The sequence below is a fragment of the Nonomuraea maritima genome (genome assembly GCF_900100395.1).
In the GTDB taxonomy this organism is placed as follows: Bacteria; Actinomycetota; Actinomycetes; order Streptosporangiales; family Streptosporangiaceae; genus Nonomuraea; species Nonomuraea maritima.
The window spans coordinates 145937-158145 of sequence record NZ_FNFB01000005.1; the positions used below are offsets into that span (position 1 = coordinate 145937).

Below are 12209 nucleotides of genomic sequence, written 5' to 3' on the forward strand. Positions count from 1 at the left end.
CAGAGTTCTGCAGGATGGGACCGACGGCTGATCGCAAAGGGGAGAAGCGCCTTGAATGACATCCGCGTCGACATCGACCCGGCACTGCTGACCCACCACGTCGAGCGGCTCGGCGAACTCGGCGAGCTGCCCGGCGGAGGCATGGCCCGGCTCCAGTACGACAGCTCCTGGGCCGAGGCGCAGGACCTCGTCGCCACGTGGATGCGCGAGGCGGGGCTGCGGGTGCGCCGCGACGCCGTCGGCAACGTCTTCGGCCGGCTGCCCGGCACGGACGACAGCAGGACGATCCTCACCGGCAGCCACATCGACACCGTCCCCGAAGGCGGCAAGTACGACGGCGCGCTCGGCGTCCTGGCCGGTCTGGCGGCGCTCAGGGCCCTGGCCGCGAGGGACGAGCGCCCTCAGATCTCGCTGGAGGTCGTGTCGCTGTGCGAGGAGGAGAGCAGCCGCTTCCAGGCCAACTTCTTCGGCTCGCGCGCCATGCTCGGCCTCGTCGGCCAGGAGGAGCCGCGGACGCTGAAGGACGCCGACGGGGTGACGATGGCCGAGGCGATGGTCGCGGTCGGCCTCGACCCCGCGGCCGTGGCCACCGCGAAGAGGGACGACGTCGCCGCGTTCGTCGAGTTGCACATCGAGCAGGGCAAGGTGCTGGAGTCCGCGGGCGTGGACGTCGGCGTCGTCGAGGTGATCACCGGGCTGATCTGGGAGCAGGTCGTGGTCACCGGCCGCCAGGACCACGCGGGCGGCACCCCGATGGACGATCGGCTGGACGCCGTGCAGGCCGCGGCCGAGATCACCGCAGAGATCACCCGGCACGTCGCCGGGGCCGACGGGGCGGGTCGCGTGACCTTCGGCCGCTGGGACGTGCGCCCCGGCTGGCCGAGCATCGTTCCCGGCGAGGTCGTCCTGTCCATGGACCTGCGCCACACCGACCCCGCCGACCTGCGCAAGCGCGCCACAGAAGCCAGGGAGATCGCCGCCGCCGTGGCCGCGCGCCGCGGTGTCGAGGTCACGTTCGAACGGCTCAAGGACGAGACGCCGACCCGCATGGATCCGTGGCTGCGGCAGGCGCTCGCGGACGCCGCGGCCGTCTGCGGGGCGACGTCCATGGGGCTGCCCAGCGGCGCGGGGCACGACAGCCAGCTCATGGGGGAGCACGTCCCGGCCGCGATGCTGTTCGTCCCCAGCGTCGAGGGGCGCTCGCACTGCAAGGAGGAGTTCACCCGGCCGGAGGACTGCGTCCGCGGCGCCACGGTCCTGGCCACCGCACTCCACCGGCTCGCGTACTGAGGAATGAAAACCGTTCTCGCCCGGTTGAGGGGGACATGAAGAAGAACCTGCACCCCGCGTACCGGCCGGTCGTCTTCCGTGACCCCAGCGCCGGGTCCGCCTTCCTCACCCGCTCGACCCTGACCAGCACCAAGACGGTGGAGTGGGAGGACGGCAAGACGTACCCCGTCGTCGACGTCGACGTGTCGTCGGCCAGCCACCCCTTCTACACGGGACGCGGCCGCGTCGTCGACACCGCCGGTCGCGTCGAGCGTTTCCGCCGGCGTTACAACAAGTAGCTTGACTTGCCCCCGTCCGTCCGGTTTCAGTGCTTCCAATGGGAGCTCGTCGCCGGCCCGGGCGGGGGCTTCGCCGTGTCCGCGGGCCAGCACCTCCACCCCGATCAGCGCCTGGGTCCCCCGCGCGGGCATGTGGTCGCTACTGGCGGGTAGAGGCAGGACAGCGGCGTGAGAGCAGTGGTGGTGCGATGGGTCTCTCCGGTAGGGAACGCCGAATCCTCGCCGAGATCGAGCGAGCCATGGAGCGAGATGACCCCGACTTCGCCCGACGCCTCGCGGAGATCGAACAGACCGCGTCGAAGGCGGGGCGGTGGCGGGGTCGCCTCGCGCGCGGCGGGCGCGGCCTGCTCCACATGTGGGTGATCCTGCTGGCGGGTGTCCTAGTGCTGGTGGTGCTGCTGGTCGCGGTCATCACCACGTGACCGCAGCACCAGCAGGTCGAGGGCGGCGATCACGGCCACCGCGGCGGCGATCGCGACCTCCCACAGCCAGACCTCCGAGCCGGTGTTCATGGCCAGCAGCGCGAAGACCACCGTCGCCACGACGCCGAGCACCAGCGCGATCCACGACAGCACGCGCCGTGCCCGCAACGGGCTGCGGGCGGTCAGCGGCTCGGTCCCCTCACGGTTACGCAGCCACATGGTCATGCCTCCTTCAGGCCAGGCATCGCAGCGCGGCGACGATGCGCGGGTCGGCTCCGTCGCCCGCGGGCAACCGGCCGACCGTGGCGTTCACGAACTGCGGGTACGACAGCGTCGCCGTCACACCCTCGGCGCACACCCAGATCTGCTCGGCCGTCTGCTCCACCTGGACGTCGGCGCCCTGTTCGTCCAGTACGAACCGGCCCACCGCCACCCGCCACAGCGTCCGCCCTTCGGCCTCCTCGTCGGAGACGGGCGCGCCCACGTCGTCGGCGTGGGTGGCGTACTCGGAGTCGTAGTGGAAGGTCTGCAAACCCACGGGGTACGGGCCGGCCATGGTGTCGATGAGGGCGTCGCGTCCGAGGGCCCGCATGCGCCGCCTGGTCTCGCCGTTCTTGGTACGCCACTCGGCCAGCACGTTCTCGACGGGCAGCTCGCGCCGCAGCCGTACGGACCATTCGTTGAAGTCGTTGTAGCCGCTCACGCCCTCGACCGTCAGCCGGCTCGTGAGCTCCTCGACCTCGCCGTCGAGGCAGGCGTGGTTGTACTCCTCCTCGCCGGCGAGGTGGGCGAGGACGTCCTGCACCGACCAGCCCGCGCACCGGGACGGCCGCGGCCAGCCGGCGTCGTCGAGCCCGGAGAAGAACCGGTCGAGCCGGGCCGCCTCGGCGTCGAAGATGTCGAACGGGTTGAGGTCTTTCAGCAGGTCCTCGGCCATACGACGGACGCTACCCGCCACGTCGCGACTTTCACGGGAAATGCCGGAGGCCCGGCCGCTCGGGACGGGCCGGGCCTCCGGAGGAGGGATGGAGAGGTGGATCAGCGGTAGACGCGCACGTAGTCGGTGCCGCTGGTGGCGGAGTCGAGACGGCTGTCACCGCTGAAGACGGTGCGGAACGTGCCGCTCTTCCAGGCGCGCGTCTTGAGGCTGAACTTGCCGTTCCACGAGGTGGTGCCGGAGGTCACCCACTTCCAGGAGCTGGAGCCGGTGGGACGGTAGTAGACGCTGACCCGCTCGCCGCGGACGCCGCTCCAGCTGCGACCCTCGGCCTGGAGGTAGCCGGTGAAGTAGATCGACCGGCCAGAACGGACCGCGGACGGGTTGGCGCTGAAGCGCGAGATGCGGGTGTCGGCCTTCCGCTTGACGAGGACGGAGAAGAACGCGTCGTCCTTGGCGACGACCCTGCCGAAGCGGTTGTAGGCCACGGCGGTGGCCTTCCACTTGCCGGCCGGGTCGTGCTCGTTGAAGCTGACGGAGAAGCGCCAGCCCTCGAGGTCGCGGACGTCCTTCTTGGTGCGCAGCGTGCGGAAGTTGGCCTCGGCGGGCTCCACGCTCAGCTCGACGCGGGAAACGTCGCGGCTGGCGCCGATGTCGAAGTAGGCCCGCGCCTCCTTGCCCCGCTCGACGACGACCGGGTTGGGCTTGATGTCGCGGATCTCGAGCTTGCTGTCGTACTTGGTGGTGGCCGAGGCCGCACCCGCGCCGGACACGAGCATGGCCCCACCCATGACGGCCGACACGATGCCAACGGTGATCTTGTTCATGAGGGTGCTGATTCCTCTCCCCGTAGTGCTTGACAACCGGCCGTGGTGGCCGGGTCTTTTACTAGTTGGAGTGCACCGGTTGGGAAAAGGTTGGGCAGAAGTGGCGACGACTTTTGGATCATGGCCTCTACCTGCGGTAACGCGGTCAAAGTCGTCTTTGCAGGGACATGACCAGGCTCGCCCGATCTGCCGGTACGCAAACCTACGTAAGTGGGTGCAAAAACTTGCGTCGCAGGCCGTATAGTTTGCGCATGACGCGACGACTCGCAGAGGTGGCCAGGAAGGTCGGAGTGAGCGAGGCGACCGTGAGCCGCGTGCTCAACGGCAAGCCCGGGGTCTCTGAGGCGACCAGGGAGGCCGTGCTCACGGCGCTCGACGTGCTCGGCTACGAACGCCCGACCCAGCTGCGCGGCGACCGCGCCCGGCTCGTGGGGCTGGTGCTGCCCGAGCTGCAGAACCCGATCTTCCCCGCCTTCGCCGAGGTGGTCGGCGGCGCGCTGGCCCAGCAGGGCTTCACCTCGGTTCTCTGCACGCGCACGGTCGGCGGCGTCTCCGAGGCCGACTACGTCGACCTGCTCCTGCAGCAGCAGGTCAGCGGCGTCGTCTTCGCCGGCGGCCTGTACGCCCAGGCCGACGCCGCGCACGGGCACTACCGCCTGCTGCACGAGCGCAAACTGCCTGCGGTGCTGGTCAACGCGGCCGTCGAGCACCTCGACTTCCCGCAGGTGTCGTGCGACGACGCGGTGGCGGCCGAGATGGCCCTCGCCCACCTGCGGGCGCTCGGGCACGAGCGCATCGGCATGGTGCTCGGCCCGAAGGACCACATCCCGTCCCGGCGCAAGCTGGAGACGTTCGTGGCGGGAGGCGGCGACCCGGAGCTGGTCGAGCACACGATGTTCTCCCTGGAGGGCGGGCACGCCGCCGCGGCCCGGCTGGTCAGGCGCGAGGTCACCGGCGTGATCTGCGCCAGCGACCTGCTCGCGCTCGGCACCGTTCGGGCCACCCGACGGGCCGGGCTGTCGGTGCCCGGCGACGTCTCGGTCATCGGCTTCGACGACTCGGCGCTGATGAACTGCACCGAGCCGCCGCTCACCACCGTCCGCCAGCCCATCGACGCGATGGGCCGCGCCGTGGTCGACCTCCTGGTCGCGCAGATCGACAAGGCGGTCGTGCCGGCCGACGAGCTGTTGTTCGAGCCCGAACTTGTGGTCAGGGCCTCCACAGCACGCGTACGTTCGTGATGTAGTCGTTAGATTTCAATATATCGTCGTGATATTGCGTACTTTGGTTGGCGATCCTATGGTGTGGGCACCTCGCATCAGAAGGGTCAGACCATGCGGAGATCCACTGGACTCGTGCTCGTCACCGTGCTCGGACTCGCGGCCACGGCATGCGGATCGGGCGAGCCCGCCGCCCCGGCCGCCGGCGGCAGTGCCCAGGCCGTGACCATCACGGTGGCCTGTCAGCCGGCCAAGACCGCGCCCAAGGAACGGCAGGCCTGGGACGACGACGTGGCCACGTTCATGAAGGAACACCCCGGCGTGACGGTCAAGAGCACGGACCAGCAGCCGTGCTTCGACCCCAAGACGTTCGGCCCCAAGCTGGCGGGCGGCCAGATGGAGACCGTCTTCGTGGTGCCCGTGACGAACTACAACGACGTCATCTCCCAGGGCCAGGCGCTCGACATCACCCAGCACACCGGCCTCGTCAAGAACTGGAACGACCTGCGCACCGACGCGCGCGAACTGGTCACCAAGGACGGCAAGGTCTACGGCGTGCCGAACGTCCTCTACAGCGTCGGCCTCGTCTACAACCGTGCCCTGTTCACCCAGGCCGGGCTCGACCCGGACAACCCGCCCAAGACGTGGGCGGAGGTGCGCGACGCCGCCAAGAAGATCGCCGGCCTCGGTCCCGGCTACGTCGGGTACGGCGAGTACTCCGGCGGCAACACCGGCGGCTGGCACTTCACCCAGGCCATCTACGGCCGCGGCGGCGACATCCTGACCCCCGACAACAGCAAGGCGGCCTTCAACTCCCCTGAGGGCAAGGCCGTGCTGCAGACGCTGCACGACATGCGCTGGGTCGACAACAGCATGGGCAACAAGCTGCTCATCGGCTGGGAGTCGCTCATGGTCGCGATGGGCGGCGGCAAGGTCGGCATGATGCTCGGCGCCCCCGACGTGGTCACCGACGTCGTCACGAAGTTCAAGGGCAAGGTCTCCGACTACGGCATCACCGGCTTCCCCGAGGCCAAGGCGTCGCTGAGCGGCGGCGAAGCCTACATGATCAACCCGAAGGCGACGCCCGAGGAGGTCAAGGCGGGCCTCGAGTGGGTCGACTTCCGCTTCAACACCGTCGGCAAGGGCAGGTTCGACTTCGCCCGCGGCAAGGCCATCGGCAACCCCGTCGGCGTCCCCGACAACGCCGTCTTCGGCGACTCGCCCACCGGCCAGGCCCTCCAGGCCGACCGTGTGAAGAACGCCTCGCTGCCCGTCGAGAACTACCAGACCTACGTCGACGCCGCGGCGACGATCCCGCCGAAGGCCGAGCCTGCGCACGCGCAGGAGATCTACGCCGTCCTCGACGTGCCGATGTCGGCGGTGCTGAGCCGTAAGGACGCCAACATCGACGAGCTGCTCGCCGACGCCGAGACCAAGGTCAACAATCTGCTGGCGGCCAAGGGCTGAGCTGGATGGGAGTCTTGCGGCGCAACCTGACGGCCTACGGTTTCCTGTGCGCGGCGCTGTTCTGCTTCACGGTGTTCGCCTGGTATCCGATGGTCAGGGAGTTCATCCTGAGCTTCCAGAAGACCGATCTGATCAACTCGCCCGAGTGGGTGGGCCTGGCGAACTTCCGTGGAGCAGTGCAGGACCCGGCCTTCTGGGAGGCCTGGCTCAACACCGTGGAGTTCACGTTCCTCGCGCTGCTCTGCGGTTACGCCGTGCCGTTCGTCGTCGCGCTCGTGCTGAACGAGCTGCGCCACGCCCGGGCCTACCTGCGGTTCGTGGTCTACCTGCCGGTCATGCTGCCGCCGATCGTGGCCGTGCTGCTGTTCCGGTGGTTCTACGACCCGGGGCCCGGGCTGTTCAACCAGATCCTGGACGTCTTCGGCGTCCCGCCGCTGGCCTGGCTGGACAGCTCGTCCACCGCGCTTATCTCACTGGTCCTCGTGGCGACCTGGATGAACATGGGCAGCGCGACGCTCATCTACCTGGCCGCGCTGCAGAACATCCCGCCTGAGCTGTACGAGGCCGCCGAGCTCGACGGGGCCGGCGTCTTCCGGCGCATCCGGCACGTCACGATCCCGCAGACCCGGCTGATCCTGCTGCTCATGCTGATGCTGCAGATCGTGGCGACCATGCAGGTGTTCATCGAGCCGTACATGCTGACCGGCGGCGGACCGGAGAACGCGACCGTCACCGTGGCGTACCTGATGTACCAGTTCGCCTTCTCGCAGATGAACTACGGCCAGGCGGGAGCACTCGGCATGATGCTCATGCTCGTGCTGCTCGTGTTCGCCGCCTTCCAGCTCCGTTCCACCCGGGAGGACGCGGCATGACCTCACGCGAGGCGGCGGTCGCCGACCGGCCGGCGACGCGGGGGCCGCGGACGCCCGCCGCCCGGCAGCGGCGCAGACGGCGGTCGCCCCGGCCCATGAACGTGCAGTTCCGCACCATCATCTCGCCCCACCAGCTCAACAGCAGGTGGGGACGGCGGATCTACTGGCTCGTGCTGGCCGCGGTGATCGTGACGTTCAGCCTGGCCTTCGTGTTCCCGCTGTACTGGATGGTCAGCGGCGCCATGAAGACGCCGGAAGAAGTGGCGCAGATGCCGCCGACGCTCGTCCCGGCGCAGCCCACGCTCGACCCGTTCTTCGAGGCATGGGACCTGTTCGACATCGGCACCCTGCTGGCCAACACCGTCTACTACTCGCTCGGCGCCTGGCTGTTCTGCATGTGCGTGGACGTCGCGGCGGCGTACGCGCTGTCGAAGCTGCGGCCGGCGTTCGGCAACGTCATCCTCGGCGCGATGCTGGCCACGCTCATGGTCCCGCCGATGGTGATCCTCATTCCGCTGTACGTCACGATCGTCGACCTCGGGCTGCTCAACAACCCGTGGGGCCTGTGGTTCCCCGCGGCGGCCAACGGCTTCAACATCTTCCTGCTCAAGCGGTTCTTCGACTCCATCCCGCGCGAGCTGATCGAGGCGGCGCAGATCGACGGCGCGGGCCCCTTGCGGGTCCTCTGGTCGGTCGTGCTGCCGGTCTCGCGGCCGATCCTCGGCGTCGTCTCCATCTTCACCATCGTCACCGCGTTCAAGGACTTCGTCCTGCCGCTGCTGGTCATGACCGACAGCGAGAAGATGACGATCAGCGTGGGCCTGTCGCAGACGGCGGGAGCGGTGACCCAGAACCAGGTCATGGGCGGGCTGGTCATCGCCAGCATCCCCATGATCATCGTTTTCTTCATCTTCCAACGGCACATCATGGCGGGCCTTACCGCCGGAAGCATCAAGGGATAGCGCATGTCGCAAACGTGGTGGCGGGGCGCCGCGATCTACCAGGTCTACCTGCGGAGTTTCGCGGACGGGAACGGCGACGGCATCGGCGACCTCGCCGGGCTGCGCTCCCGTCTGCCGTACCTGAAGGATCTCGGGATCGACGCTCTCTGGCTCAACCCGTGGTACCCGTCGCCGATGGCCGACGGCGGCTACGACGTGGCCGACTACCGGGGCATCGAACCCGACTTCGGCACGCTCACCGAGGCCGAACGGTTCATCGAGGAGGCGCACGACCTCGGCATCAAGGTCATCATCGACGTGGTGCCCAACCACAGCTCCACCGAGAGCGCCTGGTTCAAGCAGGCGCTCGCCGACCCGTCCGTCCGCGACCGCTTCTGGTTCAGCGACGAGCCGCTCAACGACTGGCAGTCGATCTTCGGCGGCCCGGCCTGGACGCAGGTGCCCGACGGGCAGTGGTACCTGCACCTGTTCGCCCCGGAGCAGCCCGACTTCAACTGGGCGAACCCCGAGGTCCACCAGGAGTTCGAGGACGTGCTGCGCTTCTGGTTCGAGCGCGGCGTGGACGGCTTCCGCATCGACTCGGCCGCGCTGCTGTTCAAGTCGGACACCGCCTACGAGGACCTCGACGAGGTGCACGGCGTCTACCGCCGCTGGCGGGAGATCGCCGACGAGTACGGCGGGCGCGTGCTCATCGGGGAGGTCTGGCTGCCCGACCAGGAGCGGTTCGCCCGCTACCTGCGCCCCGACGAGCTGCACACCGCCTTCAACTTCGACTTCCTGTCCTGCCCGTGGGACCCGGACGAGCTGCGCCGGGTCATCGACCTCACCCTGACGACCCACACCCCGATCGGCGCGCCGCCGACGTGGGTGCTGTCCAACCACGACGTGACCCGCCCGGTCACCCGGTACGGCCGTGCCGACACCACGTTCGAGCACGGCGGACGCCTGCACGGCGCCCCGTCGGACCTCGAACTCGGCTACCGGCGGGCCCGCGCCGCGGCGCTGCTCGCGATGGCCCTGCCCGGCTCGGTCTACGTCTACCAGGGTGAGGAGCTGGGTCTGCCCGAGGTGGAGGACCTGCCCGACGAGGCGCGCCAGGACCCGATGTACGCCCGCTCGGGCGGCACGAACCCGGGGCGTGACGGCTGCCGGGTGCCGCTCCCGTGGTCGGGGGAGGAGCCGCCGTTCGGGTTCGGCACGGGCACGCCGTGGCTGCCGCAGCCGGACAGCTGGCACAAGCTGACAGCCGAGGCCCAGCGGACGGACCTGGGCTCGATGCTCAACCTCTACCGGTCGGCGTTGCGGTTGCGCGCCGAACTGCTCGGCGACGGGACCATGACGTGGCTCTCGGCCGAGGACCGGGTGCTGGCCTTCACCCGCGACTCCGGCCTGACCTGCGTCACCAACCTCGGCCCCGACCCCGTCCCGCTGCCCGCGGGCCGGCTGCTCCTGGCCAGCGGCCCCCTGGACGACGGCGTCCTGCCGCCCGACACCACGGCGTGGCTGGTGCCGTCCTGACGACGCCAGCGGGAGGGGCGCGCGGCCCGGTTACGATCCCGTTGTGACACGGCTGCGCAGGATGCTTCCGCACGAGCTCGGCCCCGAGGCGAGGGCGCTCTACGAGGAGATCGCCTCGGGGCCGCGCGGCGGCTTCATGCTCGCCCCCGACGGCGGGCTGACCGGGCCGTTCAACGCGATGCTGCTCAGCCCGCCGGTCGGCGGCGCGCTCCAGGAGCTGGGGGCGGCCGTCCGCTACCGGTCGACGCTGAGCGACCGGGCGCGCGAGCTGGCGATCCTCGTCGTGGCCGGACACCACGACAGCGCATTCGAGCAGGCGGCCCACGAGCCGATCGCCCGATCCCTTGGCTTCACCGACGACCAGCTCCACGCCCTGCGTGAAGGAAAGCCGCTGACCCTGCCGGACGACGAGGCCACGGTGCTCGCCGTGACCCGCGCCCTGGTGCGCAAGGGCGACCTGGACGACACGGAATACGCCTCACTGGACGAACGGCAACTGTTCGAACTCACCACCCTGGTCGGCTACTACTCGACCCTGGCCCTCCAGCTCCGCGTCTTCCGGGTGCCGACCGGGTGAGGGCTCCGCGTCTTCCGGGTGCCGCCCTCCTGAGTGCTCAGCGGCCTTGCGGGTCCCGCAGCCAGGAGTCGAGGGCGGCGCGGGCCGACGGCCCCCACCGCTGCGGCGACCGGGCCGCCCGGGCGAGCACCCACAGAGTCCCCTGCAGCGCCCGTGCCGCGCCGTACACGCGCAGGGCGGGGTCGTCGGGATCGACGCCGTAGGCGCGCAACGCCGCGTGCCCGTCCAGTCGGGTGGTACGGCGCAGACACACCAGATCCCACCCGACGGGCCCCGCCGTCGTCTCCTCGAAGTCGTTCCACAGCAGACCGCCGGGGGTGGCGAGCAGGTTGCCGGGATGCGCGTCGCCGTGCACGGCCTGCACCTCGCCCACCTCGCTCAGCCGAGCCGCCAGCTCGGCGTGGGCGTCCCGCAACCGCCCGAGCACATCCGGCTCGCACACCCCGGCCAGCGCCGCGAGCAGCCGCGCCGGCTCCTCCAGCACCGGCCCGAGCCGCGGCAGCTCGCCGGGGAAGCCCCGCAGGACGGCGTGCAGCTCGGCCAGCGCCCGCCCGGCCGCGTCGGGCGTGATGACGTGGTCGGGGTCGTGCTCGACGTGGGCCCAGAAGGAGACCGCGACGCCGTCCTGTACGTAAGGTCCCGGGGGCAGCAGGTCGCTCGGCGGCACCACAGGGGCTCCCGCCGCGTGCAGGAACGACACGACGGCCGCCTCACGGGCCAGCGCGTCGCCGGGGCTCGGCCGGCCCAGCGCGGTGACGGTGGGGACGCGGGCCACCAGGGGCGCGGGGCGCAGGTGGATGCGGAGGCTGAACGAGTCGTGCAGGACGACAGGCTCGTGAACGAGGATCCCGTGGGACTCGGCGACGGCGACGGCGGCCGACACGGCTGCCTGATGCGAGGTCATCGTTCGCTCAGGACGCGGCCCACCATGCGGGCGTACATGCGTCCTGGGCTCGGGGCCGTGGCGAGGAAGCCGGGCAGCATGGGCAGGTCGACCGCGAACGGGTCGAGCCGTTCGTACAGCTCGCCCGCGTCGGCCGGGCGGTCGTCCGGCTTCTTCTCCAGCAGCTGGGCGAGCAGCGCCGCGAGCGGCTCAGGCAGCCCCGGCACGCGCGGCGGGTGCTCCCTGACCTGCTTCTCGAAGACGACGTAGTCGGTGGGGCCGGTGAAGAGCTGACGTCCGGTCAGCATCTCGTGCAGGACGCAGCCGAGCGCGTACAGGTCGCTGCGCGGCTCGGCGACGCCGTGTTGGATCTGCTCGGGCGCCATGTACGCGGGAGTGCCCATGATCTGCCCGATCCTGGTGAACGTCGTGGCGTCCGACTCGCGCAGCATCGCCAGGCCGAAGTCGAGCACCTTCACGCTGCCGTCGGGGCAGAGCATGAGGTTCGTCGGTTTGAGGTCGCGGTGGCAGATCGCGAGGGCGTGCGCGGCCGACAGGACGGCGCACGCCTGGGCCGCGATCGCCGCCGCCCACGACACCGGCAGCGGCCCGTGCTCGTGCACGACGTCGGCCACCGTGACGCCCTCGATGAACTGCATCACCTGGTAGAGGCGCTGCTCGTGGGTGCCGAAGTCGTACAGGACGGGCGCGCCCGGGTGTTCCAGCCGGGCGAGGATGCGCGCCTCGCGCAGGAACCTGCGTTCCAGCTCCTGGTCGGGGCCGCTCGGCAGGCGCAGCAGCTTCACCGCCACGCGGCGGTCGAGGTGCCGGTCGTGCCCGGCGTACACGGCTCCCATGCCGCCCTGCCCGAGAGGGAGGTCGTCGAGTTCATAGCGGTCGCCGATGACCATGCGACCCTCCCCGCAGCTTCACTCGGCAAAGCATTACATTCGGCA

14 protein-coding genes are annotated in these 12209 nt (G+C 70.1%); 9 read left to right on the forward strand and 5 right to left on the reverse strand.

The window, feature by feature from the left end:
- The first annotated feature begins 51 nt into the window (after nt 1–51).
- The 3 genes from BLR04_RS11410 to BLR04_RS40545 all read left to right on the forward strand — a co-directional run bounded on the left by BLR04_RS11410 (nt 52) and on the right by BLR04_RS40545 (nt 1990).
- Nucleotides 52–1290 (forward strand): Zn-dependent hydrolase, encoded by a 1239-nt coding sequence (locus tag BLR04_RS11410; RefSeq protein WP_176903033.1) that lies wholly within the window; start codon nt 52–54, stop codon nt 1288–1290.
- Nucleotides 1291–1325: 35 nt separating this feature from the next.
- Entirely contained in the window at nt 1326–1568 is a 243-nt protein-coding gene (locus BLR04_RS11415; protein WP_090762555.1) for a type B 50S ribosomal protein L31, read from the forward strand.
- 188 nt (nt 1569–1756) lie between these two features.
- Nucleotides 1757–1990, forward strand: a complete 234-nt coding sequence (locus BLR04_RS40545; RefSeq protein ID WP_176903034.1) for a DUF3040 domain-containing protein — start codon at nt 1757–1759, stop codon at nt 1988–1990.
- Here BLR04_RS40545 and BLR04_RS11425 read toward each other — a convergent pair.
- From BLR04_RS11425 to BLR04_RS11435, 3 genes are all read right to left on the reverse strand, one after another.
- Entirely contained in the window at nt 1949–2215 is a 267-nt protein-coding gene (locus BLR04_RS11425) for a DUF6343 family protein (protein ID WP_218128827.1), read from the reverse strand. The two genes, BLR04_RS40545 and BLR04_RS11425, sit on opposite strands and share 42 nt — an antisense overlap.
- A gap of 7 nt (nt 2216–2222) precedes the next feature.
- Nucleotides 2223–2927, reverse strand: a complete 705-nt coding sequence (locus BLR04_RS11430) for a maleylpyruvate isomerase family mycothiol-dependent enzyme (RefSeq protein ID WP_090762559.1) — start codon at nt 2925–2927, stop codon at nt 2223–2225.
- 101 nt (nt 2928–3028) lie between these two features.
- Nucleotides 3029–3754, reverse strand: a complete 726-nt coding sequence (locus BLR04_RS11435; protein WP_090762561.1) for a hypothetical protein — start codon at nt 3752–3754, stop codon at nt 3029–3031.
- Between the two features lie 251 nt (nt 3755–4005).
- On the opposite strand from BLR04_RS11435, the gene BLR04_RS11440 reads away from it, so the two are divergent.
- The 6 genes from BLR04_RS11440 to BLR04_RS11465 all read left to right on the forward strand — a co-directional run bounded on the left by BLR04_RS11440 (nt 4006) and on the right by BLR04_RS11465 (nt 10370).
- Nucleotides 4006–4995 carry a LacI family DNA-binding transcriptional regulator gene (locus tag BLR04_RS11440; RefSeq protein WP_090762562.1) on the forward strand — a complete coding sequence of 330 codons (990 nt, stop codon included), beginning with the start codon at nt 4006–4008 and terminating at the stop codon, nt 4993–4995.
- Nucleotides 4996–5088: 93 nt separating this feature from the next.
- Nucleotides 5089–6441, forward strand: a complete 1353-nt coding sequence (locus tag BLR04_RS11445) for an ABC transporter substrate-binding protein (protein WP_245740181.1) — start codon at nt 5089–5091, stop codon at nt 6439–6441.
- A gap of 5 nt (nt 6442–6446) precedes the next feature.
- Entirely contained in the window at nt 6447–7313 is an 867-nt protein-coding gene (locus BLR04_RS11450; protein ID WP_090762565.1) for a carbohydrate ABC transporter permease, read from the forward strand.
- Nucleotides 7310–8275, forward strand: coding sequence for a carbohydrate ABC transporter permease (locus BLR04_RS11455; RefSeq protein WP_090762567.1), 966 nt, complete (start codon nt 7310–7312; stop codon nt 8273–8275). The genes BLR04_RS11450 and BLR04_RS11455 overlap by 4 nt, the downstream gene beginning before the upstream one ends.
- Before the next feature lie 3 nt (nt 8276–8278).
- Nucleotides 8279–9793, forward strand: a complete 1515-nt coding sequence (locus BLR04_RS11460; RefSeq protein ID WP_090762569.1) for a glycoside hydrolase family 13 protein — start codon at nt 8279–8281, stop codon at nt 9791–9793.
- Between the two features lie 43 nt (nt 9794–9836).
- A complete protein-coding gene (locus tag BLR04_RS11465; RefSeq protein ID WP_218128828.1) occupies nt 9837–10370 on the forward strand; it encodes a carboxymuconolactone decarboxylase family protein in 534 nt (177 codons plus the stop codon).
- 37 nt (nt 10371–10407) lie between these two features.
- Here the strand turns inward: BLR04_RS11465 and BLR04_RS11470 are convergent, their stop codons facing one another.
- Nucleotides 10408–11274 (reverse strand): aminoglycoside phosphotransferase family protein, encoded by an 867-nt coding sequence (locus BLR04_RS11470; protein ID WP_090762571.1) that lies wholly within the window; start codon nt 11272–11274, stop codon nt 10408–10410.
- Nucleotides 11271–12164, reverse strand: coding sequence for a serine/threonine-protein kinase (locus tag BLR04_RS11475; RefSeq protein WP_090762573.1), 894 nt, complete (start codon nt 12162–12164; stop codon nt 11271–11273). The genes BLR04_RS11470 and BLR04_RS11475 overlap by 4 nt, the downstream gene beginning before the upstream one ends.
- Nucleotides 12165–12209 lie beyond the last annotated feature (45 nt).